The organism is Microbacterium sp. H1-D42 (genome assembly GCF_022637555.1).
Taxonomy (GTDB): domain Bacteria; phylum Actinomycetota; class Actinomycetes; order Actinomycetales; family Microbacteriaceae; genus Microbacterium.
Map to the genome: position 1 here is coordinate 626,162 of NZ_CP093342.1, position 22,472 is coordinate 648,633.

Consider the following 22,472-nt stretch of genomic DNA (forward strand, 5'->3'; position numbering starts at 1 on the left):
GCGCCAGTATGCCGACGGCGAACACGGGCATCCACGTCCCGTCCGCTCGTTACTCTCGATGTACAAGGCACTACGCCGCTTCGCCGACGTGCGAAAAGGAGTCACAGCATGTTCGAGAGATTCACCGACCGAGCCCGTCGGGTCGTCGTCCTCGCCCAAGAAGAGGCGAAGATGCTCAACCACAACTACATCGGCACCGAGCACATCCTGCTCGGCCTCATCCATGAGGGTGAGGGTGTCGCAGCGAAGGCGCTCGAGAGCCTCGGCATCTCGCTCGACGCCGTGCGCGAGCAGGTTCAGGACATCATCGGCCAGGGTCAGCAGCAGCCCTCTGGTCACATCCCGTTCACCCCTCGCGCCAAGAAGGTGCTCGAGCTGAGCCTGCGCGAGGCGCTGCAGCTCGGCCACAACTACATCGGCACCGAGCACATCCTGCTCGGCCTGATCCGCGAAGGCGAGGGCGTCGCCGCTCAGGTGCTCGTGAAGCTCGGCGCTGACCTGAACAAGGTGCGCCAGCAGGTCATCCAGCTGCTCTCCGGCGCCCCCGGTCGCGAGACGGCCTCGGTCGGCGCGCAGGCGAACGATGGCCCGGCAACCGCTCAGGGTGGCTCGCAGGTGCTCGACCAGTTCGGTCGCAACCTCACGCAGGCCGCCCGTGACGGCAAGCTCGACCCCGTCATCGGGCGCGAGAAGGAGGCGGAGCGGGTCATGCAGATCCTCTCTCGCCGCTCCAAGAACAACCCCGTCCTGATCGGCGAGCCCGGCGTCGGCAAGACCGCCGTCGTCGAGGGCCTCGCGCAGGCGATCGTCAAGGGCAACGTCCCCGAGACGCTCAAGGACAAGCAGCTCTACTCGCTCGACCTCGGCTCGCTCATCGCCGGCTCCCGCTACCGCGGTGACTTCGAAGAGCGTCTGAAGAAGGTCACGAAGGAGATCCGCACGCGCGGCGACATCATCGTCTTCATCGACGAGATTCACACCCTCGTGGGTGCGGGTGCTGCCGAGGGCGCGATCGACGCCGCGAGCATCCTCAAGCCGCTGCTCGCGCGCGGCGAGCTGCAGACGATCGGCGCGACCACGCTCGACGAGTACCGCAAGTACTTCGAGAAGGATGCCGCGCTCGAGCGCCGCTTCCAGCCGGTGCAGGTGAACGAGCCGACGCTGCCGCACACGATCAACATCCTCAAGGGTCTGCGCGACCGCTACGAGGCGCACCACAAGGTGCAGATCACCGACGGCGCCATCGTCGCTGCGGCGAACCTCGCCGACCGCTACGTCTCGGACCGGTTCCTGCCTGACAAAGCGATCGACCTGATCGATGAGGCCGGCGCGCGCCTGCGCCTCAGCATCCTCTCCTCCCCGCCCGAGCTGCGCGAGTTCGACGAGCGCATCGCGAAGGTGCGGCAGGAGAAGGAAGCCGCTTCCGAGGAGCAGGACTTCGAGAAGGCCGCGTCGCTGCGCGACCAGGAGAAGGAGCTGCTCGGTGAGCGGCTGCGCCTCGAGAAGCAGTGGCGCTCGGGCGACGTGGCAACGCAGGCCGTCGTCGACGAGGGTCTGATCGCCGAGGTTCTGGCTCAGGCCACTGGCATCCCGGTCTTCAAGCTCACCGAAGAGGAGTCCTCGCGACTGGTCTTCATGGAGAAGGCGCTGCACCAGCGTGTCATCGGTCAGGAAGAGGCGATCGCCGCGCTCTCGCGCACGATCCGCCGTCAGCGTGCGGGTCTGAAGGACCCGAAGCGCCCATCCGGTTCGTTCATCTTCGCTGGCCCCACCGGTGTCGGAAAGACCGAGCTCGCCAAGGCTCTCGCCGAGTTCCTGTTCGACGACGAGGCGGCCCTCATCTCGCTCGACATGTCGGAGTTCGGCGAGAAGCACACCGTCTCGCGGTTGTTCGGAGCCCCTCCCGGGTTCGTCGGCTTCGAAGAGGGTGGTCAGCTCACCGAGAAGGTGCGCCGCAAGCCGTTCTCGGTGGTGCTGTTCGATGAGATCGAGAAGGCCCACCCCGACATCTTCAACTCGCTGCTGCAGATCCTCGAAGAGGGTCGTCTGACCGATGGTCAGGGCCGCGTGGTCGACTTCAAGAACACCGTGATCATCATGACGACGAACCTCGGCTCGTCGGCGATCGCCGGAGGCCCCGTGGGCTTCCAGCTCGAGGGCGACTCGACGACGACCTACGAGCGGATGAAGGGCAAGGTCGACGAAGAGCTCAAGCGCCACTTCAAGCCCGAGTTCCTCAACCGCCTCGACGACATCATTGTCTTCCCGCAGCTCGACAAGAGCGAGCTGCGCCAGATCGTCGGCCTGTTCACCAAGCAGCTCGGCGACCGCCTGCTCGACCGTGACATGACGGTGGAGCTGTCGGATGCGGCCAAGGACAAGCTCATCGACATCGGCTTCGACCCCGCGCTCGGCGCACGGCCGCTGCGCCGCGCCATGCAGCGCGAGATCGAGGACCAGCTCTCGGAGCGCATCCTGCACGGTCAGCTCAACAGCGGTGACCACGTGAAGGTCGACGTCGTCGATGGCAAGTTCGACTTCGTGCACGCGCCGCGCGGCGAGAAGGTCTCGGTCGGTGTTGACACCAGCGCCGGTATCTCGGCCACGCCCGACCTCGCTGCCACCGGCACCGACTGATCGCACGACGCACCATCGAAGGGCTCGGATGCCACGGCATCCGAGCCCTTCGCTGTTTCACCAGCATCAGGGTTCTAGTCTTGAATCGTGAGCGAGTACACCGTCCGCGCAGCGCGCAGCACCGACATCACCGGCATCCACTCCCTGCTGGAGCCGATGGTCGACCGGCGCATCCTGCTCGGCAAGGATCTCGCGGTGCTCTACGGCGCGGTGCAGGAGTTCGTCGTGGCGGAGGCGGACGGTGTGCTGATCGGATGCGGTGCCCTGCACGTCATGTGGGAGGACCTCGGTGAGGTGCGCACCCTGCTCGTGCGCGCCGACTACCTGCGGCACGGCGTCGGCCGTGCGATCGTCGACGCCCTCGAGGAGCGCGCTCGCGAGCTGGGCCTCACGCGTCTGTTCTGCCTCACGTTCGAGACGGAGTTCTTCACCCGCCGCGGATACGTGCCCATCGGAGAGCAGGTGGTCGATGCCGACGTCTACTCCCAGCTGCTGCGCAGCGGCGATGCCGGTGTCGAGGAGTTCCTCGATCTCGCGCACGTCAAGCCCAACACGCTCGGCAACACCAGGATGATCAAGCACCTGAATTAGCCTTGGTTCATGCCCCGTCAGTCCGCCGCCGTCTACCGCAGACGACGACTCCTGGTGATCGTGCTCTCACTGGTGCTCGTCGCCGCGATCGGTGGGGGCGTCTGGCTCGCGATCGCGCAGCCCTGGTCGGCCGTATCCGGTACTCCCGCCACCTCGTCGCCGAAGCCGACGAAGCCCGCGCCGAGTGACAGCGAGTCCCCGAGCGAAGAGCCCAGCGACGCACCGAGCCCCGACGCGTCGGAGACACCGGGGATCGTCGCGTGCGCCGCGGCCGACATCGTCGTGGAGGCGCAGACGGATGCTGACACGTACGCAGCCGGTGAGCTGCCCGAACTGTCCATCAAGCTCACCAACAGGGGTGAGCACGACTGCACGATGAATGTGGGCTCCGCCACGCAGAAGTTCACTGTCACCAGCGGCTCTGACGAGTGGTGGCGCTCGACGGACTGCCAGACCGCGCCCAGTGACATGATCGTCACGATGAAGGCCGGAAAGTCGGTTTCCAGTGCGACGCCGGTGATCTGGGATCGCACGCGGTCGTCTGTGGACACCTGTGAAGACAAGAATCGTCCGCGTGCTCCAGGCGGTGGCGCTTCGTACCACGTGAATGTCGAGATCGGCGGGTTTGAGAGCGAGACCTCAAAACAGGTCATTCTGCGCTGAAAACCATCGGATGTTCAACACACACAACCGATATTTTGGGATACCATGAATAGTGGTTCCTAGACCTGTTGTGGCGTAAACCATCCCCAGTGGTGTCGATTTGAGCGTCCCCAGCGCTTCGACAACGCCGCGTCGGGAGCCAGGAGGGCCCTCTCGAGTACCCCAGTCCCCAATGGAGGACTCGAGAGGGCCCCACTCTTTCCACTGTCGCTCTTTGCGCACTCTCGTAGGCTGGACTCATGGCGAAGAAGAGGGCAGCGGCGAAGAAGCGCCCGGCACCGGAAGAGTTCCGTTCCGAGGCGCTGGCTCAGGCGCTCGAGAATCAGGACATGGCGGCCGTCGCCCTCGCGCTGCGCAACGGCAACACGGTCGTGCCGCTCATCAAACCCGGCGCGCGCGACAACCCTCTGGATGGGGGAGAGGTCTGGACTTACCGCGACCCGAACAGTGGCGATGTGGCCCTACTGCTGTTCAGCGATGCGACACACAAGCCGGCGAACCTGCCGCCCGGCGTCGGAATCTACTCACCGGCGTGGTTGAAGTCGTTCCTCACGACGCACCGCGACACCATCACGACCGTGTTCCTCGACATCGCCGGCCCGCACCCGATGCAGGCCCCGCCCGCTGAGCTCTTGAAGGCGCTCGAGGCCTGAATTCACTGAGTCCTAGAACGGCGGCACTTCGTCGTCGCGGGTGCTCGTGGGCGCGCCCTTCGATCGCGACCTGATGTCGGTCAGGGCCGTGCTCAGCTTCGCGGAGCGGTCGTCGATCACATGCTGATAGCCCAATCGCGCGGCTTCGCTGCGGCGCTGCGCGGCCTGCGTCACCGGCCGGATCTCACCAGCCAGCGACAGTTCGCCGACTACGGCCAGCGTCTGCGGCACGGACGTGTGCCGGATGGAGCCCGCCACCGCCACCGCGATCGCCAGATCAGCCGCAGGCTCGGTGAAGCGCACTCCGCCGACCGTCGACACGTAGACGTCGAGCTTCGAGGTCTCGATGCCGGCGCGTCGCTCGAGGATCGCCAGCACCATCGCCACGCGCGATGAGTCCAGCCCGTGCACGACGCGGCGGGGGTTCGGCGCGTTCGAGGTGATGGTCAGCGCCTGCACCTCGACGGGCAGTGCGCGGCGCCCCTCCATGGCGATGGCCACGCAGGTGCCTGGCTCGGCAGCGCCCCGCGAGAGGAAGAGTCCACTGGGGTCGGGAACCTCGGCGATGCCGACTCCGGTCATCTCGAAACATCCGACCTCATCGGTCGGGCCGAAGCGATTCTTGAGTGCCCGGATGAACCGCAGTGCCGTCTGACGGTCGCCCTCGAAATGGCACACGACGTCCACGAGGTGCTCGAGCACGCGCGGACCGGCGACCTGTCCGTCCTTCGTCACGTGCCCCACGATGATCACGGGCAGCCCGCGGTCCTTCGCCACGCGGATCAGGGTCGCCGCGACCTCGCGCACCTGGCTCGGCTGACCTGCGGCGCCGTCGATCAGCCCAGAGGCGACGGTCTGCACCGAATCGACGATGACCAGCTCGGGCTTCACCTCATCGATGTGCCCGAGGATGGTCGCGAGATCGGTCTCGCTCGCGAGGTACAGGTCGTCATGCAGCGCACCGGTGCGCTCGGCCCGCAGTCGCACCTGTGCCGGTGACTCCTCGGCGCTGGCGTACAGCACGCGGCGGCCGGCTCTGGCGGTCGCTGCTGCGACCTCGAGCAGCAGGGTGGACTTGCCGACCCCTGGCTCGCCGCTGAGCAGGATCGCCGCCCCCGGCACGATGCCGCCGCCGAGCACCCGGTCGAACTCGCCGATGCCGCTGGTGCGACGCGGGGCGTCAGCCGTGGTGATCTGGGTGATGGGACGCGCTGCGCGGTGGGCGGCCGGTGCGACAGCATCCGTCTGCCGGGCGAAGCCCGTCTTCGCACCCTGCTCGGCCACTGTGCCCCACTGTTGGCACTCGCCGCAGCGGCCCACCCACTTCGCCGTCGTCCAGCCGCACTCGGTGCAGACGAAGGCGGGCGGTGCGGGTCGACGGGTGGCCATGGACCCAGGCTATCCGTGGCATCCGACGTCCCAGGGCGCGGCGCGAAACGGCGCGCGTCGAGCGAACGATATTCACGGTGTGCGGGAGGCGCTCACGGCGATAATCTGAGGCGAGCAGATCTCGGGGGAGGGGCCATGTCCGACACGGTCAGGCTGACCAGACATGCCGATGTGGTGTCCGCTGCGAAGGATGCGCAGTCCTTCTCGAGCCGCACCTCACGCCACCTGCATGTTCCCAACGGCATGGACGGCGACGAGCACCGCGCGTTTCGCGCCCTCGTCGACCGCCAGATGACGCCGACGATCGTCGACGACCTGCAGCCGCTGTTCGACGAGGTCGCCCGCGCCATCGTCGCCGCGCTGCCGCTTGACGTCTCCTTCGACGCCGTCGGCGACCTCGGCGAGGCGTATGCCGTGCGCGCGCAGTGCCGATGGCTGGGGTGGCCGGTCGAGGTCGAGGACGAGCTGCGCGAGTGGATGGCGCGCAACTACGCCGCCGCGCGCCAGCCGGATGCCACGGTGAACGCCCGGATCGCGGCCGACTTCGACGCGCTGGTGAAGCGGCAGGTCACCGCGCACCGCGTCGCCCGCGGGCGGGGACTCCCGATCACACCGGATGCCACCCATCGCCTGCTCGACGAGCGCGTGCACGACCGCGCACTGACCGATGACGAGATCGTCTCGATCCTGCGCAACTGGACCGCAGGCGACCTCGGATCGCTCGCCCGCTGCGTGGGCGTCGTCGTGCACCGGCTGGCGGAGCGGCCCCGCTGGCAGCAGCGCATGCGTGAGCTGGCACGCGGCATCCGGAGCGGGGGTTCGGATGCTGTCGCCGGGCGCCGCGAACTCGACGCGATCCTCGGGGAGTGCCTGCGGATCGACGATCCGTTCGTGGCCAACAAGCGCGTCACGACCTGCCCGGTGACCACGCAGTCCGGCGTCGAGATCCCCCAGGGCGCGCCCGTGCTGCTGGACTGGACTGCGGCGAACGTCGACCCTGACGTGTTCTCCGATCGCTTCGACCCGCAGGCCCACGCGGCGGCGAATCTCGTCTTCGGCATCGGCCCGCACGTGTGCCCTGGCCGCGACCTGTCGTACGCCGAACTGCGTGCCGTGGTCATCGCCCTGCTCGAGGGGTCCGAGATGATCGAGCCCGCCCGCGATCAGCATCCGACACGCTTCGAAGCGCCCCTCGGAGGCTGGGCGACCGTCCCGGTGGTGCTGCGGTAGGCGTGATCAGCGCCAGCTAGCCGCCGATGGCGTTCATGCCGCGGTCGGGCTGCAGGAACGACGGGTCGTTGATCGCGTGCCCCGGCAGCTTCGCCCAGATGCAGCGCCGCAGCACGTCTTCGAGCACGGCGTCAGGCGACCCGTCGCGCAATGACGGCAGCAGGTCGAACTCGTGGGTGGAGAACAGGCAGTTGCGCAGCTGGCCGTCGGCGGTCAGCCGCAGCCGGTCGCACGCTCCGCAGAACGGCGCGGTCACCGAAGCGATCACGCCCACCGTCGAGGGGCCGCCGTCCAGCCGCCAGCGCTCGGCCGGCGCGCCGCCGCGTCCGGGCACGGGCTCGAGGTCCCAGCGCTGCGACAGCGCGGCGAGGATCTCGTCGCGCGTCACCATCGCCGAGCGATCCCAGGTGTGCCCCGAATCCAGCGGCATCTGCTCGATGAAGCGCAGCTCGGCGCCGTGGTCGACGGAGAACTGCACCAGATCGACCATCTCGTCGTCGTTCACGCCGCGCATCGCGACGGTGTTGAGCTTGAGTGGGCGGAGGTCGGATGCTGCCGCCGCGGCGATCCCGCGCAGCACATCGTCCAGTCGGTCGCGGCGCGTCAGGGCGGCGAACCGATCGCGGCGCAGCGTGTCGATCGAGATGTTCAGACGCGTGAGCCCGGCGTCGATCAGCTCGTCGAGCTTGTCGGCCAGCACGATGCCGTTCGTGGTCATCGCCACCTGCACCGGAGCGCCCGCCGACTCGATCCGCGAGATCCGACGCACGACGTCGACGATGTCGCGGCGCAGCAGCGGCTCACCACCGGTCAGCCGGAACGTGGTGATCCCGGCATCCGCCGCGATCTGCGCCACTCGCACGATCTCGTCGGTCGACAGGATCGATGTCTTCGCCAGCCACTCCACGCCCTGCTCAGGCATGCAGTACGTGCAGCGCAGAGAGCACCGGTCGGTCAGCGAGATGCGCAGATCGCGATGCGCGCGTCCGTGGGTGTCACGCAGCGGGCCGGCATTCGGCATCCGCCTCGCGGCCGCCCGCGGCGGGGCGGGCGCGATCATGACAGGAACGGCCACCACAGATCAGTCCTTCTTTCCGACATCCTTCAGCATGCCGGCGACGACAAGGGCGAACGCCCCGACCAGAACCAGCAGCCACAGACCGAGCGAGTACGAATTGGTCTCGGGGTGGTACGTCGCGCCCATGACCAGCGGCGGGAAGTAGCCGCCGAGGCCACCTGCCGCAGCGACGACACCGCTGACCGCGCCGACCTTGTCCTTCGGGGTCGACGGGCCGATCCAGGCGAACACCGCACCCATGCCGAGCCCCATGGCCGCGGCCATCAGGATGAACACGGCGCCGGTCACGATGCCCTCCGGCGGCTGCTGTCCGACGACGTACGCCAGAGAGACGATGCCGCCGAGCGAGATCAGCGAGATCACCTTCGGGCCGAAGCGGTCAGCGAGCACACCGCCGATGGGGCGCGCGACGACGGCGGCCGCCGCGAAGAGGGCCGTGCGGGCGCCGGCGCCGAGGGCATCCACGTCATCCGGGTAGATCGTCGTGAGGTACTTCGGCAGGAAGGTCGAGAAGGCCACGAACCCGCCGAACACGATGCCGTAGAGGAACGACATCTCCCACGTCACGCGCAGCTTGAGCGCGCCGGTGACCTTCGGGATCAGTTTGTCCTTGCTCGGCACCCAGACCGGGGACTCCTTCAGGAAGAACCACACCACGACAGCCATCACGACCAGCGCGCCGGCGATGATCAGGTGCGTGGGCAGGTAGCCGATGCCGTCGGCGAGCCGGGGCGTCAGCATGGCGGACACGGCTGTGCCGATCATGCCCATGCCGAAGACGCCGTTCGCGAAACCGCGACGCTCTGGCGGGAACCACGCACTTGAGAATGGGATGCCGACGGCGAAGATCGTGCCGGCGACACCGAGGTAGAACCCCGAGATGATCAGCAGGGGGAAGCTGTTGATGCTGCCGGCCAGGGCGACCAGCAGCACGGCCGGAGCAGAGAGCAGCAGCACCGCGGTGAACATCTTCCGTCCGCCGAAGCGGTCGGTCATCGCGCCGATCACGATGCGTCCGAGCGCGCCGACGAGTACCGGGGTGGCCAGCATCAGCGAGATCTGGCCCTCATCGAGTCCCATGTTCTCGGCATAGGTCTGCTGCAGCGGCGATATCGCCATCCAGGCCCAGAAGCCGATGGTCGATGCGAGTGTCGCCAGGAGCACCTGGGCGAATCCGCCTTTGAGGTCTGTGGAAGACGGAGCGGCGGTCTTAGATGATTCGGTCATCGGGTATCCCTTCGATACCGGTGGCATCCCTTAGATACCGGCGACAGTAGCGCGCCTGGTGCGCAGGGGCCACCATTTGCGCCGGGAATATGCACGGCGGCGTGCAGAGCATTAAAAACGGCGAACCCTTGTTTACAGGCCCTGGCGTGGGCAGGATGCTGGGTACACGTTGTGTACTCCGGGAAGGAGCAGAGATGACCCCTGGTCCCCGCACCGATATCGCACCTGCGACGGATGGCCCACTCGCCGATGCCCTGCTGAACATGGGACGCTTCGTGCGACCAGGTGAGACCTCGGAGGACCTGCGCTCGGTCTTCCTGAAGGGCGGCCGCTCCGGCGACTCGTTCTACCGAGACCGCTGGTCGCATGACAAGGTCGTGCGCTCCACGCACGGCGTGAACTGCACCGGCTCGTGCTCGTGGAAGGTGTACGTCAAGGACGGCATCATCACGTGGGAGGCGCAGCAGACGGACTACCCGTCGGTGGGCCCTGATTCCCCGGAGTACGAGCCACGCGGCTGCCCTCGGGGCGCGGCGTTCAGCTGGTACACCTACTCGCCGACCCGCGTGCGCTTCCCCTACATCCGCGAGACGCTCGCGCGGCTGTACCGCGAGGCCAAGGCGCAGCATCCCGACCCCGTCGACGCCTGGGCGTCGATCGTCGAGGACCCCGACAAGGCCCGCGCGTACAAGAAGGTGCGCGGCAAGGGCGGACTCGTGCGCACGAGCTGGGATGAGGTCATGGAGATCGCCGCGGCCGCCCACGTGCACACGGTGAAGCAGTACGGTCCCGACCGCATCGCCGGCTTCTCGCCGATCCCGGCCATGTCGATGGTCTCGCACGGTGCGGGGTCGCGCTTCATGAACCTCATCGGCGGCACCATGCTGTCGTTCTACGACTGGTACGCCGACCTGCCGGTCGCGAGCCCGCAGGTGTTCGGCGACCAGACCGACGTGCCGGAGTCCGCCGACTGGTGGAACGCCGGCTACCTGATCATGTGGGGCTCGAACGTGCCGGTCACCCGCACGCCCGACGCGCACTTCATGACCGAGGCCCGCTACCGCGGCCAGAAGGTCATCACGGTCTCGCCCGACTACACCGACAACACGAAGTTCGCCGACGAGTGGGTCGCCCCGCATCCCGGCACCGATGGCGCGCTCGCCATCGCCATGGGGCACGTCATCCTGCGCGAGCACTTCGTGGAGGCGCGCACCGAGCGCTTCGAGAACTACATGCAGCGCTACACAGACGCGCCGTTCCTCGTCGAGGTCGAAGAGCGTGACGGCGGATTCGTGCCGGGCAAGTTCGTGACAGCATCCGATCTCGAGGGGGCGGATGCCACGCAGGCGCGCGCCGACTTCAAGCCGGTACTGATGGACCAGTCCGGCAGCGCGGTCGTTCCGAACGGCTCGCTCGGACACCGCTTCAGCCCCGAGGACGAGGGCAAGTGGAACCTCGACCTCGGCGACGTCGTACCGCCGCTGTCCGTCGCCGATCTCGCCTCGTGGGACGGCGCGACCTCAGAGATCAGCCTGCCCCGGTTCGACCTGGCCCCGGAGCCCGGCCAGGAGCACGCCGGCGGTTCCGGCGTCGTCACGCGCGGCGTGCCGGTGCGCACCATCGCGGGCAAGAAGGTCACGACGGTCTTCGACCTGATGCTGGCCCGCTACGGCGTCGGCCGCGACGGGATGCCAGGTGAGTGGCCGACCGGCTACGACGACGCCTCCTCGCCCGGCACCCCCGCCTGGCAGCAGGAGCACACCTCGGTGCCCGCCGAGCAGGCCGCGCGCATCGCGCGGGAGTTCGCCGACAACGCCGAGCGCTCGGGCGGTCGCTCGATGATCCTGATGGGAGCCGGCACCAACCACTGGTTCCACTCCGACACGATCTACCGCGCCTTCCTGGCGCTGACGACCATGACCGGCTGCCAGGGTGTGAACGGCGGCGGCTGGGCGCACTACGTCGGCCAGGAGAAGGTCCGCCCGATCACCGGCTACCAGCAGTACGCCGCCGCCGCTGACTGGAACCGCCCGCCGCGGCACACCATCGGCACGGCGTTCTTCTACCTCGCCACCGACCAGTGGCGCTACGACGGACTGCCTGCTGATCAGCTCGCCTCCCCGCTGGGGCTGGGGCGCTTCGAAGGCCGCACGACGGCGGACTGCCTCGTGGAATCGGTGCAGCGCGGCTGGATGCCGAGCTACCCGACCTTCGACCGCAACCCGCTCGACCTGGTGGATGAGGCGGAGGCCGCAGGCAAGGAGCCGGCCCAGCACGTCGTCGACAGCCTGAACGACGGCTCGCTGAAGTTCGCAGTGGAAGACCCGGATGCCCCGGAGAACTTCCCGCGCATCATGACGATCTGGCGCGCGAATGTGCTCGGCTCGTCCGGCAAGGGCAACGAGTACTTCCTCAAGCACCTGCTCGGAACGGATGCCTCGGTGCGGGCATCCGAAGCAGGACCCGACTCGCGGCCGACGTCGATGACGTGGCACGAGAAGGCGCCGGAGGGCAAGCTCGATCTGTTGATGACGGCCGACTTCCGCATGACCAGCACCACGCTGTTCAGTGACATCGTGCTGCCGGCGGCGACCTGGTACGAGAAGTACGACCTGTCGTCGACCGACATGCACCCGTTCATCCACGCGTTCAACCCGGCCATCGCGCCGCCGTGGCAGACGAAGACCGACTTCGACACGTTCCGCATCCTCGCCGAGAAGTTCAGCGAGTTCTCGCGCACGCACCTCGGAGTGCGCCGCGACGTGGTGGCGACACCGCTGCAGCACGACACCCCCGATGCGATGGCCACCCCGCACGGCCGGGTCGAGGATCTGCCGCGCGTACCAGGCGTCACGATGCCGAAGCTCGCGGTCGTCGAGCGGGACTATCCGAACCTCGCTGAGAAGTGGAAGTCGCTGGGCCCGCTGACCGCGAAGCTCGGCATGACGACCAAGGGCATCACCTATCACCCCGAGCCCGAGATCGAGCGGCTGAAGAGCGTGAACGGAACCGTCGCAGCAGGACCGTACGCCGGTTCGGTGCGACTGGACAGCGACCAGCGCGCGTGCGAGATGATCCTGGCGTTCTCGGGCACCAGCAATGGCCGTCTGGCCGTGCAGGGCTTCAAGCAGCTCGAGAAGCACACCGGTCAGAAGATGGTGTTCCTCGCCGAGGAGCACGAGGGCAAGCAGCTCACCTTCCAGGACGTCTCGGTGCAGCCGCGCAGTGTGATCACCTCGCCCGAGTGGTCGGGATCAGAGCATGGCGGCCGCCGCTACACGGCCTTCGCGATCAACGTCGAGCACCTGAAGCCCTGGCACACCCTCACCGGTCGCCAGCACTTCTACCTCGACCACGACTGGATGGATGAGCTCGGCGAATCGCTGCCGGTGTATCGTCCGCCGCTCGACATGCACCGCCTGTTCGGCGACGTCATCCCGGGCAAGAGCACCCACACCGAGGTGCACGTGCGCTACCTGACGCCGCACTCGAAGTGGTCGATCCACTCCGAGTACCAGGACAACCTGTTCATGCTCTCGCTCTCGCGGGGCGGCCCCACGATCTGGATGAGTCCGCAGGACGCCGAGAAGATCGGCGTGCGCGACAACGACTGGATCGAGTCGTACAACCGCAACGGCGTCGTCGTCGCGCGGGCCAACGTGTCGCACCGCATGCCGGAGGGCACGGTGTACATGTACCACGCGAAGGACCGAACGGTCGATGTGCCGCTCAGTGAGATGAGCGGCAAGCGCGGCGGCATCCACAACTCCCTCACCCGCATCCTGCTCAAGCCGAGCCACCTCATCGGCGGCTACGCGCAACTGGCATGGGCGTTCAACTATCTGGGACCGACAGGCAACCAGCGCGACGAGGTCACCACGATCCGTCGCCGCAACCAGGAGGTGTCTTACCGATGAAAGTAATGGCTCAGATGTCGATGGTCATGAACCTCGACAAGTGCATCGGATGCCACACCTGCTCGGTGACCTGCAAACAGGCGTGGACCAACCGCACCGGCGTGGAGTACGTCTGGTTCAACAACGTCGAGACCCGACCCGGTGTCGGCTACCCGCGCGGGTACGAGGACCAGGAGAAGTGGGGCGGCGGCTGGGTGCGCGACAAGCGCGGTCGGCTGCGGCTGCGCAGCGGCGGGCGTCTCGCGAAGATCGCCCGCATCTTCTCGAATCCGAAGCTGCCAGGCATCGACGACTACTACGAGCCGTGGACGTACGACTACGACATGCTCGTCAACGCCCCCAGCGGCGACCACACCCCGGTAGCCAGGCCCAAGAGCCTGATCACCGGCAAGGACATGAAGGTCGAGTGGTCGGCGAACTGGGACGACGACCTCGGCGGCTCGATCGAGACGATGCAGGACGACCCGATCCTGAAGAAGATGAGCGAAGAGGTGAAGGCCGAGTACGAGAAGGCCTTCATGTTCTACCTGCCGCGCATCTGCGAACACTGCCTGAACCCCTCGTGCGTGGCGTCGTGCCCGTCCGGTGCGATGTACAAGCGCCAGGAGGACGGCATCGTCCTGGTCGACCAGGACGCCTGCCGCGGCTGGCGCATGTGCATCTCGGGATGCCCGTACAAGAAGGTCTACTTCAACCACAAGACCGGCAAGGCCGAGAAGTGCACGATGTGCTATCCGCGCATCGAGGTGGGCCTGCCCACCGTGTGCTCCGAGACCTGCGTCGGCCGCCTTCGGTACCTGGGTCTGGTGCTCTACGACGCGGACCGCGTGGCCGAGGCCGCGGCTGTCGAGGATGAGCACGAGCTGCTCGACGCGCAGCGCTCGGTGCTCCTCGACCCGAACGACCCCGAGGTCATCGAGGCCGCACGCCGCGACGGAATCCCAGAGGACTGGATCGAGCACGCCCAGCGCAGCCCGGTGTGGCGCCTGATCCACGACTACAAGGTGGCCCTGCCGCTGCACCCCGAGTACCGGACCATGCCGATGGTCTGGTACATCCCGCCGCTCTCTCCCGTCGTCGACGTGGTCACCGGCTCGGGCAACGACGGTGAGGATGCCAGGACGCTGTTCGCCGCGATCGACAAGCTTCGCATCCCGATCAGCTACCTCGCCGAGCTGTTCACGGCAGGCGATGTGGAGCCCGTGAACGACTCGCTGCGCAAGCTCGCCGCCATGCGCTCGTACATGCGCGGCATCAGCATCGACGGCGTGCGCGAGGAGGAGATCGCGAATGCGGTCGGCATGAGCGGCCGGCAGATGGAGGAGATGTACCGACTGCTCGCGATCGCGAAGTACGAGGAGCGCTACGTCATTCCGGCAGCGCACCAGGAGCAGGCACACGACCTCGAGGAGATGGGCTGCTCGCTCGACTTCGATGGCGGCCCCGGCATGGGCGGAGGCGGCCCGTTCGGCGCGGCCAGCGGATCTTCTGTGCCGGTGGCGGTGGAGAACTTCAACGCGCTCTCGGACCGCCAGACCGCCGATCGCCCCTCGAGCCCAGGACGGATCAACCTGCTGAACTGGGACGGCAACGGCAGCGCCCAGGGGCTGTTCCCGCCCGAGGGTGAGCGCGCCGAGCAGCGCTCGTACGACACGGACGGTGAGCGCACATGAGCACCGTCCTGCCCCCGCGGGTGACGCCCAAGCGCAAGCTGCCGGATGCCCTCGCACCGGCCTCGCTGAACGCCGCGCAGCGGCGCACCGTGCACATGCTGGCCTCGCTGCTGCTGGACTACCCGGATGCGCAGTGGACCGAGCGCCTGGACGTGTTCGAGGCGAATGCGGTCGCGCTGCCGAAGGCCGTCGCCGAGCCGCTCGAGCGATTCATCGCCAGGGCACGCGAGATCGGGGCATCCGATCTGCAGAAGATGTACGTCACCACGTTCGACCTCAAGCGCAAGTGCTCGCTGTATCTGAGCTACTACGCCACCGGCGACACCCGTCGCCGTGGCACGGCGCTGGTCACCTTCCTCGACGCCTACCGGGCGGCGGGGTGGGAGTTCGACGCCGACGAGCTGCCCGACTACCTGCCGGCGGTGCTGGAGTTCTCAGCGCGGTCGCAGTCGGATGTGGCGGATGCTGTGCTCGCCGCGCACCGGGAGGGCATCGAGGTGCTGCGAGCAGCGCTGGAGAGCATGGACAGCCCGTGGGCCGACATCGTGCGCGTCATCACACTGTCGCTGCCGAAGGTCGACCAGGCCACTCGTGAGAGAGTGCTCGCCCTGGTGAGTGAGGGCCCGCCGACCGAGACGGTCGGTCTGAGCCTGCCCATGCCGGCCTTCCGTGGCACCGGCGATTCGACTTCGGCCTTTGTGACAGGGGAGTGATCATGAGCACGATGCAGATCCTGCTGTGGGTGGCGCTGCCATACGTGTGTGCGGCGGTGTTCATCTTCGGACACATCTGGCGCTACCGCTACGACAAGTTCGGCTGGACGACCCGGTCGTCGCAGACCTACGAGAACAAGCTGCTGCGCTGGGGCTCGCCGATGTTCCACCTCGGCATCCTGATGGTCATCGCCGGTCACGTCGTCGGCCTGCTGATCCCGCGCGAGTGGCTTTACGCCATCGGGATCAGCGAGGAGATCTACCACATCGGCGCCACCGTGCTCGGCACGTTCGCGGCCCTGCTGACGCTCGCCGGGCTCGCGATCCTGATCTTCCGCCGCCGCACGGTGCCGGCCGTGTTCCTCGCGACGACCGTGATGGACAAGGTCATGTACGTCTTCCTCGGCGCGACGCTGCTGTTCGGCACGGCCGCGACGCTGGTGTACCAGGTGTTCGGTCCAGGGTTCCACTACCGCGAGACCATCTCGCCGTGGATGCGCGAGATGATCATCTTCCGCCCTCGGCCCGAGCTGATGGTCGATGTGCCGCTGCTGTTCCAGCTGCACATCATCACCGCCTGCCTGCTGTTCGCGCTGTGGCCGTTCACGCGCCTGGTGCACGTGTTCTCGGCGCCGGTCGGCTACCTTTTCCGTCCGTACATCGTGTACCGCTCGCGTGACGAGCAGCGCGGGGCGCGGGCGCCGAAGCGCGGCTGGGACCCGGTGGAGGCCCCGGATCCGGAGCGGTTGCGGAGGCCTTAGCCAACACACACTGGGGCCTCAGCGTGAGGCGGCGACTGCTTGGGTGAAGTCGGATGCCGGGGTGCTGAGCACCTCGGGGAGGGGGCCCTGCTGGGTGATGCGGCCCTGCTCGAGAATCACCAGACGGTCGGCCAGCGCCTCGGCATCGGCCAGTGTGTGCGAGACGACGATGGTCGTCGTATGCTGCAGCTGATCGCGCACCACCTCGCGCAGCTGTGCGGCGGCCTGCACGTCCAGCGAGCTGAACGGCTCGTCCAGCAGCAGCACCCGTGGGCGAGCCGCCAGTGCGCGAGCGAGGGCCACCCGCTGGCGCTGACCGCCGGAGAGGCGGTCGGGGCGGCGGTCGCCAAGGCCGGACAGGCCGATGCGGGGCATCCACTCCTCGGCAACGGCGCGAGCCTCATCGCGACTCGCACCGGCGGACTGCGCCGCGAACGCGATGTTGCCCACGGCGCTCATGTGCGGGAACAGCAGCGCCTCCTGGCCCAGAAGGCCGATCGCGCGCCGCGACGGGGGAGTGTGCTGCCTGGCATCCGCCAGCAGAGTCCCGTCAATCTGCACGTACCCGCCGTCGAGGCGGGTGAGGCCGGCGATGGCATCCAGCAGCGTCGTCTTGCCTGCGCCGCTCGGGCCCATCACGGCCAGCACCTCGCCCGGGGCCAGGGTCAGGTGCGCGTCGACGTCGGCGTGCGCGACGACGACATGCGCGTCGAGAGAACCGCTCACGCCGCTCACGCTCACCTCAGCGCGCCAGCTCACTTCAGCGCCCCCGGTCGCCAGGCCCGCACGAGCAGCAGCACGACCACCGCGGTCGCCAGCAGCAGGATCGACAGGGCGACCGCGGTCTCGCGTCCGGTGCTGGCGCCGTTGAAGGCGGTGTAGATCGCGAGGGGCATGGTCTGCGTGACTCCGGGGGCGTTGCCGGCGAACAGCGCCGTCGCGCCGAACTCGCCGATCGCGCGGGCAAAGCACAGGATCACTCCGACGATGATCCCTGGCATGGCCAGCGGCAGCGTCACCCGCCACAGCACACGCCAGGGACGAGCACCGAGCGTCGCGGCCGTGCGCTCATAGCGCCCGCCGATGCCGCGGATCGTGCCCTCGACCGCGAGCACCAGGAACGGCAGGGCGACGAACGCCTGCGCCAGCACGACGGCGGGGAACGTGAACGGCAGCGTGAGCCCGAACCAGTCGTCGAGCAGCCGGCCGAGGGGACTCGTGCGCCCGAACAGGAACAGCAGCGCGACACCGCCGACCATCGGGGGCAGCACCAGCGGCACGGCCACCAATGCCCGCAGCAGCGCGGAGACCCGCGGGCCCGAACGGGCCATCAGCAGCGCCAGCGGCAGTCCGAGAACCAGGCATAGCGCCGTCGCGGCGAGCCCGCTCAGCAGTGACAGGCGCAGTGCATCGAGAGCGGCCGGAGAGGTGATGTCGGCCCACAGCGTCGACCATGATGCCCGGCCGACGAGGGCGATCAGCGGCAGGATCAGCAGCGCGACGCCGAGCACCGCTGGCGCGATCAGTGTGAAGGGCGTGCCGGTGCCGGTGTCGCGTCCGCCGGAGTGGGATCGGATGCCGGCGCCGGCGCCCCCCGGTGCCTGCGCCGGCATCCGATCCCCCTCGGCCACCCCCAGTGGACTCACGGGGCCCCGAAACCGAGTTCGCTCAGGATCTGCTGCCCCTTCTCGCCCCGGACGAATTCGGCGAACGCGACGCCGGCTTCGCCCGCGCCATCCAGCGCGACGACGGGGTAGCGGTTCACGACGTCCGCAGCGCCGTCAGGGACGACGCTGTGCACGGCGTCTTCGCCGATGACATCCGTGGCGTACACGAGTCCGGCATCCGCCTCGCCGGCGGCGAGCTTCTGCAGCACCGCCGTGACGTTCTGCTCGAGGCTCGCAGGGGTGACGTGCACGCCCGCGTTGTCCAACAGCGTCGCGGATGCCTTGCCGCACGGCACCTCGGGAGCGCACAGCACCGTGACGACATTCGCCAGGTCTGCGAGCGCGGTGACATCGCCCGGGTTGTCGGCGGGGAAGGCGAGGACGAGCGTGTTGGTCGCGAAGACCTGAGGGTCGGATGCCAGGCCGGACTCGACCAGCACCTGCATGTTCCGTTCGTCGGCGGTCGCCAGCACGTCGGCCTGCGCACCCTCCTGCAGCTGCGTGACCAGGGTGCTCGACCCGTCGTAGACGATTGGGTTCACCGTGACCTTCGGATGCTGCTGCTCGAACGCCTCGGCGATCTCATCGAACGCGGTGCGCAGCGACGCGGCGGCGAAGACCGTCACCTCGCCGGTGAGCTGATCGCCCGACGCGGTCGGCGCGGGGTCGCCCGGTTCGGCGGTGTCGGATGCCGACGCGCAGCCGGCCAGCAGCATCAGCGTCGCGAGCACCGCGATCGACGTGCGAATCCTCATGCGTGCTCCTTAGGCGTCTCGACGATGACGTTCGTGGCCTTGATGACGGCCGAGGCCAGCGAGCCGGGCTTCAGGTCGAGCTGCCTCGCGGCCTCGGCCGACAGCAGCGAGACCACGCGGTGGGGTCCTGACTGGATGTCGACCTGCGCCATCACGCCGTCGATCTGCACGCGGGTGACGAGTCCCGTGAACCGGTTGCGCGCGCTGGAGAGCAGGTCGGGGTCGGCCTGGGGCGCCTCTGCCAGACGCACGGCATGCTCGGCAAGAGCGTCGCCCGGAACGCGGGTGGGGGAGTCGCCGGTGACGGACAGTGTGCCCTGATCGATCCAGCGTCGGACGGTGTCGTCGCTGACACCCAGCAGGCGGGCGGCCTCAGCGATGCGGTACGAGGTCATGGTCTCGAGCATAGGGACGTATCAGGCGCAGATCCAGGCGATCGGCCGGGATTATTCCGCAGATGCGGAAAACTTGGCATGCGACGTTGGGGGCTGGATATCCCCGGCATCCGCGGCTGGCGCCGAGCGCGCGCTGTCCGTAGCCTCTGAGTATGGCCCTGCCACCCCTCGTCGACCCCGTCGATGCCCTCAGCGTCGCCGAGCGCGCCCGCACAGCGCGACACCAGGTGCTCGCCGGTCTCGGCGAGCTCGGCCAGCGCCGCCTGAGGGCAGCGCACGTCGCGGTCGTCGGTGCCGGAGGACTGGGTGCTCCGGTCGTGCTCGCGCTCGCCGCAGCGGGCATCGGCACGCTCACGATCATCGACGACGACGTGGTCGAGCGCTCGAACCTGCAGCGCCAGGTGATGCACCGTCACGCCGATGTCGGTGTCGCCAAGGTCGACAGTGCGGTGCGAGTGGCATCCGATCTCTCACCCGAGACGACCGTCCGGCCGCTGCGCGTGCGCCTCACTGCTGACAACGCCGACGAGCTGCTCGCCGGCGCCGATCTCGTCATCGACGGGACCGACACGTTCGACACTCGCCTGCTCGTCGCCGCGGCGACGGAGCACCTCGGCGTGCCCCTGGTGTGGGGTGTGATCCAGGAGTTCGCATCGCAGGTCACGGTGTTCTGGTCGGCTCCGCCGGAGGGATCGGATGCTGTCGTGCTGGCCGACCTGTACCCGGCGGGCAGCGTGGGCGAGCTGCCGACGTGCGCCGCGGTCGGCGTCTTCGGAGCCCTGTGTCTGCAGGCGGGGTCGATCATGTCGATGGAGGCCATCAAGCTCATCACCGGCATCGGCGAGCCACTGCTCGGCCGGGTGCTCGTGATCGACGCGCTGCGCGCGAAGGTCAGCGAGGTGCCGCTGCGCTCGTCGCGGGCAGTCTCGGACGACGGCGGCGCCGCGCCCGTCAGCGCGCCCGTGTCGGCGCGCTCGACCATCCCCGCTGCTGTCGTGGACGTCACGATCGCGGACCTCGCTGCCGAGGCGGATGCCGGTGCGCTGCTGCTGGATGTGCGCGAGGCCGTGGAGGTCGCCGGTGGCATGATCCCTGGTGCCAGGCACGTACCGCTGGGTGAGGTGCTGGCCGATCCTGAAGCCATGGGCGCAGAGCGGATCGTCGTGATCTGTCACGCCGGGGGACGCGCCCGCCGCGCGGCGGAAGCCCTTCGTGCCGTCGGCGCCGATGCTGTCGTGCTGACCGGTGGCATGGTCGCCTGGGACGCGGAGCAGGCATCATGAGCCACGGACCGTCGCGCGGATTGCAGGAGAACGCCCGAATCGCAGGGGCTTTCGGCCGCACAGCTCCGGCATTTCGTGCGAACTCCTCCGGTTCGTGCGGGTCCCGGTCGCAGGTGAGGGGCACTTCGGCGTGAGTTTCCGGACCGTTGAGGAGCAGCTCGAGCGAGTCCTGGCACAGGTGCGCCGGCATCCGCCGATCACGGTGCCCCTTGATCAGGCGCACGGCCGCACACTGGCATCCGACGCCCTTGCGATCAGCGCAGTGCCGGTGTTCGACAACTCGGCCATGGACGGATTCGCGGTGCGGTTCGCCGATGTCGTCGGCGCGAGCCCAGACCACCCGGTCACGCTGCGCGTCATCGCCGACATCCCCGCAGGCAGCGACATCGACCCCGCCCTCGCACCAGGCGAAGCCGCACGCATCATGACCGGATCCCCGGCGCCGACCGATGCCGACGCGATCGTCCCATTCGAGGACACCGCGGGCGGCCTGGCCGATTCGCTCGAGACCGCGATCGTGCAGCATGCCCCACAGACGCCGGGCGCGCACATCCGGCGCGCGGCCGAAGACACAGCCGTCGGCGACGTCGTGCTCACCGCAGGAACGCTGATCGGAGCCAGACAGCTCGGCGCACTGGCATCCGCCGGCATCGCGCAGGTCGCCGTCGCACCCCGCCCCAAGGTCGCGATCGTCTCGACCGGGTCGGAACTGGTCGCACCGGGGCAGCCTCTGCGCCGCGGGCAGATCCCTGAGTCGAACAGCTCCCTGCTCGCCGGGCTCGCCGTCGACGCCGGAGCCGAGATCGTGCTGCGCCGCTCCGTCGACGATGAGGGAGACGGGCCGGCCGAAGCCGTCGCCGAAGCACGCAGCCGCGGCGCCGACGCCATCATCTTCTCGGGCGGCGTCAGCGCCGGCGCATACGAGATCGTCAAGCAGAGCCTCGCCGGCGCGATGGAGTTCACCAAGGTGGCGATGCAGCCGGGCAAGCCGCAGGGATTCGGCGCGACGGACGAGGGGATGCTGCTGTTCGGACTGCCGGGAAACCCGGTCAGCGCTGCGGTGTCGTTCGAGGTCTTCGTGCGACCCGCACTGATGCGGATGCAGGGGCGCGCCAGCGTCCACCGTCCGCGCATGCTGCTGCCTGCCGGCAGCGACTGGCGCACGCCGCCAGGGCGACGGCAGTACCTGCCCGCAGTGATCGACCGCACCGACCCCGCTCGCCCCGTCGTTCGCCCCGCCACCAAGGGCGGCTCCGGTTCGCACCTCAGCGTCGGACTCGGTGTCGCCGAGGTCTACGCGATCATCCCCGCCGAGACGGAGCAGGTCTCCGCCGGCGATCTCATCGAAGTCATGGAGCTGTGATGACCTTCACCCACCTGGATTCCGCCGGCCACGCCCGCATGGTCGACGTCACAGAGAAGACGCCGACGGTCCGCGCCGCCACGGCCCGAGGGTTCGTGCGCTGCGCAGCTTCCACAGTGGCGCTGCTGCGCGACGGCTCGGTGCCGAAGGGCGACGTGCTAGCTGTGTCGCGCATCGCGGGCATCCAGGCCGCCAAGCGCACCCCCGAGCTGCTTCCGCTCGCGCACGTCATCGGCGTGCACGGCGCGGTCGTCGACCTCGAGATCGAGGATGACGGCGTCGCCATCGAGGCCACTGTGCGCACCGCCGACCGCACTGGCGTCGAGATGGAGGCCCTCACGGCCGTCTCGGTGGCGGCGCTGTCGGTGATCGACATGATCAAGGGCGTCGACCGCTCGGCGAGCATCGAGCACCTGCGCATCACCGCGAAGGAAGGCGGCCGCAGCGGATCCTGGCAGCGGCCGGGGGAATGACCCG

19 protein-coding genes are annotated in these 22,472 nt (G+C 68.4%); 12 read left to right on the forward strand and 7 right to left on the reverse strand.

Features of this window, described 5'->3' with window-relative positions; genetic code table 11:
• The first annotated feature begins 108 nt into the window (after positions 1-108).
• The 4 genes from MNR00_RS02860 (at position 109) to MNR00_RS02875 (ending at position 4,544) form a co-directional block, all read left to right on the forward strand.
• Positions 109-2,637 carry an ATP-dependent Clp protease ATP-binding subunit gene (locus MNR00_RS02860; protein WP_241927671.1) on the forward strand — a complete coding sequence of 843 codons (2,529 nt, stop codon included), beginning with the start codon at positions 109-111 and terminating at the stop codon, positions 2,635-2,637.
• A gap of 87 nt (positions 2,638-2,724) precedes the next feature.
• Entirely contained in the window at positions 2,725-3,228 is a 504-nt protein-coding gene (locus MNR00_RS02865; protein ID WP_241927672.1) for an amino-acid N-acetyltransferase, read from the forward strand.
• Between the two features lie 9 nt (positions 3,229-3,237).
• The gene (locus MNR00_RS02870; protein WP_241927673.1) at positions 3,238-3,891 is read left to right on the forward strand and encodes a hypothetical protein; all 654 of its coding nucleotides are present in this window, start codon (positions 3,238-3,240) and stop codon (positions 3,889-3,891) included.
• 239 nt (positions 3,892-4,130) lie between these two features.
• The gene (locus MNR00_RS02875; protein WP_241927674.1) at positions 4,131-4,544 is read left to right on the forward strand and encodes a dehydrogenase; all 414 of its coding nucleotides are present in this window, start codon (positions 4,131-4,133) and stop codon (positions 4,542-4,544) included.
• Between the two features lie 12 nt (positions 4,545-4,556).
• Here MNR00_RS02875 and radA read toward each other — a convergent pair whose 3' ends face one another.
• The gene (radA, locus tag MNR00_RS02880) at positions 4,557-5,933 is read right to left on the reverse strand and encodes a DNA repair protein RadA (RefSeq protein WP_241927675.1); all 1,377 of its coding nucleotides are present in this window, start codon (positions 5,931-5,933) and stop codon (positions 4,557-4,559) included.
• Positions 5,934-6,068: 135 nt separating this feature from the next.
• Here radA and MNR00_RS02885 point away from each other — a divergent pair, with 135 nt between their 5' ends.
• Positions 6,069-7,163 (forward strand): cytochrome P450, encoded by a 1,095-nt coding sequence (locus MNR00_RS02885; RefSeq protein WP_241927676.1) that lies wholly within the window; start codon positions 6,069-6,071, stop codon positions 7,161-7,163.
• 16 nt (positions 7,164-7,179) lie between these two features.
• Here the strand turns inward: MNR00_RS02885 and moaA are convergent, their stop codons facing one another.
• Entirely contained in the window at positions 7,180-8,184 is a 1,005-nt protein-coding gene (gene moaA / locus MNR00_RS02890) for a GTP 3',8-cyclase MoaA (protein WP_241928747.1), read from the reverse strand.
• 60 nt (positions 8,185-8,244) lie between these two features.
• The gene (locus MNR00_RS02895) at positions 8,245-9,468 is read right to left on the reverse strand and encodes an MFS transporter (RefSeq protein WP_241927677.1); all 1,224 of its coding nucleotides are present in this window, start codon (positions 9,466-9,468) and stop codon (positions 8,245-8,247) included.
• Between the two features lie 194 nt (positions 9,469-9,662).
• Between MNR00_RS02895 and MNR00_RS02900 the strand changes: the two genes are divergently transcribed.
• Genes MNR00_RS02900 through narI form a run of 4 tightly spaced genes read left to right on the forward strand, consistent with a single transcriptional unit; the run spans position 9,663 to position 16,532 of the window.
• Complete coding sequence (locus MNR00_RS02900; RefSeq protein WP_241927678.1) at positions 9,663-13,385, forward strand: nitrate reductase subunit alpha; 3,723 nt, start codon at positions 9,663-9,665, stop codon at positions 13,383-13,385.
• On the forward strand, positions 13,382-15,058 hold the full coding sequence (gene narH / locus MNR00_RS02905; protein ID WP_241927679.1) for a nitrate reductase subunit beta: 1,677 nt from the start codon (positions 13,382-13,384) through the stop codon (positions 15,056-15,058). Before MNR00_RS02900 ends, narH begins: the two co-directional genes overlap by 4 nt.
• Positions 15,055-15,771, forward strand: a complete 717-nt coding sequence (gene narJ, locus MNR00_RS02910) for a nitrate reductase molybdenum cofactor assembly chaperone (protein WP_241927680.1) — start codon at positions 15,055-15,057, stop codon at positions 15,769-15,771. The genes narH and narJ overlap by 4 nt, the downstream gene beginning before the upstream one ends.
• A 2-nt stretch (positions 15,772-15,773) precedes the next feature.
• Entirely contained in the window at positions 15,774-16,532 is a 759-nt protein-coding gene (gene narI / locus MNR00_RS02915) for a respiratory nitrate reductase subunit gamma (RefSeq protein WP_241927681.1), read from the forward strand.
• A gap of 18 nt (positions 16,533-16,550) precedes the next feature.
• On the opposite strand, the gene MNR00_RS02920 is transcribed toward narI, so the two are convergent.
• From MNR00_RS02920 to MNR00_RS02935, 4 genes are read right to left on the reverse strand one after another with little or no spacing between them, the layout of a single operon-like run.
• Positions 16,551-17,258 carry an ATP-binding cassette domain-containing protein gene (locus MNR00_RS02920; RefSeq protein WP_241927682.1) on the reverse strand — a complete coding sequence of 236 codons (708 nt, stop codon included), beginning with the start codon at positions 17,256-17,258 and terminating at the stop codon, positions 16,551-16,553.
• Positions 17,259-17,287: 29 nt separating this feature from the next.
• A complete protein-coding gene (locus MNR00_RS02925; protein WP_241927683.1) occupies positions 17,288-18,178 on the reverse strand; it encodes an ABC transporter permease in 891 nt (296 codons plus the stop codon).
• Positions 18,175-18,954: a molybdate ABC transporter substrate-binding protein gene (gene modA / locus MNR00_RS02930; RefSeq protein ID WP_241927684.1), complete on the reverse strand. Its 780-nt coding sequence runs from the start codon at positions 18,952-18,954 to the stop codon at positions 18,175-18,177. The genes MNR00_RS02925 and modA overlap by 4 nt, the downstream gene beginning before the upstream one ends.
• Positions 18,951-19,349: a TOBE domain-containing protein gene (locus MNR00_RS02935; protein WP_241927685.1), complete on the reverse strand. Its 399-nt coding sequence runs from the start codon at positions 19,347-19,349 to the stop codon at positions 18,951-18,953. The genes modA and MNR00_RS02935 overlap by 4 nt, the downstream gene beginning before the upstream one ends.
• Positions 19,350-19,501: 152 nt before the next feature.
• On the opposite strand from MNR00_RS02935, the gene MNR00_RS02940 reads away from it, so the two are divergent.
• The 3 genes from MNR00_RS02940 to moaC all read left to right on the forward strand — a co-directional run bounded on the left by MNR00_RS02940 (position 19,502) and on the right by moaC (position 22,468).
• Positions 19,502-20,632, forward strand: a complete 1,131-nt coding sequence (locus MNR00_RS02940; RefSeq protein ID WP_241927686.1) for a ThiF family adenylyltransferase — start codon at positions 19,502-19,504, stop codon at positions 20,630-20,632.
• A gap of 130 nt (positions 20,633-20,762) precedes the next feature.
• Entirely contained in the window at positions 20,763-21,995 is a 1,233-nt protein-coding gene (gene glp, locus MNR00_RS02945; protein WP_241927687.1) for a gephyrin-like molybdotransferase Glp, read from the forward strand.
• Positions 21,995-22,468 carry a cyclic pyranopterin monophosphate synthase MoaC gene (moaC, locus tag MNR00_RS02950; protein WP_241927688.1) on the forward strand — a complete coding sequence of 158 codons (474 nt, stop codon included), beginning with the start codon at positions 21,995-21,997 and terminating at the stop codon, positions 22,466-22,468. Before glp ends, moaC begins: the two co-directional genes overlap by 1 nt.
• Positions 22,469-22,472: the final 4 nt, after the last annotated feature.